1 pseudogene is annotated in these 645 nt (G+C 60.9%); it reads left to right on the top strand.

Annotation, left to right across the window (positions count from 1 at the left end):
• Positions 1 to 118: 118 nt before the first annotated feature.
• Positions 119 to 645 (top strand): annotated as a pseudogene (locus K0778_RS26855) (RHS element protein); the annotation flags it as partial.

Below are 645 nucleotides of genomic sequence, written 5' to 3'. Positions count from 1 at the left end.
ACCGGCTGGCCGCACTCTGGCAGGCGCTGCCGGAAGAACTCCGCTTAAGTCCGCATCGTTATCTGGCGACAAACAGTCCGCAGGGGCCGTGGTGGCTGCTCGGCTGGTGTGAGCGGGTGGCAGGGCATCGGCGTTTTACTATAACCACCACAGCCAGTTAACGTCAGCCACCGGGCCTGACGGGCTGGAAATACGCCGGGAATATGATGAATCCGGCCGTCTGATTCAGGAAACCGCCCCTGACGGCGATATCACCCGCTACCGTTATGATAATCCACACAGTGACCTCCCCTGCGCAACGGACGATGCCACCGGCAGCCGGAAAACCATGACGTGGAGCCGTTACGGCCAGTTGCTGAGCTTCACCGACTGTTCCGGCTACCAGACCCGTTATGACCATGACCGCTTCGGGCAGATGACGGCGGTGCACCGCGAGGAAGGGCTGAGCCAGTACCGTGCATACGACAGCCGTGGACAGTTAATTGCCGTGAAAGACACGCAGGGCCATGAAACGCGGTATGAATATAACGCCGCCGGTGACCTGACCACCGTCATTGCCCCGGACGGCAGCAGAAACGGGACACAGTACGATGCGTGGGGAAAGGCCATCTGTACCACGCAGGGCGGGCTGACGCGCAGTATGGA

The sequence above is a fragment of the Escherichia sp. XD33 genome (assembly GCF_019375075.1).
GTDB classification, from domain to species: Bacteria; Pseudomonadota; Gammaproteobacteria; order Enterobacterales; family Enterobacteriaceae; genus Enterobacter; species Enterobacter flexneri_A.
Note: the sequence above shows the minus strand (reverse complement) of the source record. Positions and strands in the feature narration are given on the sequence as shown.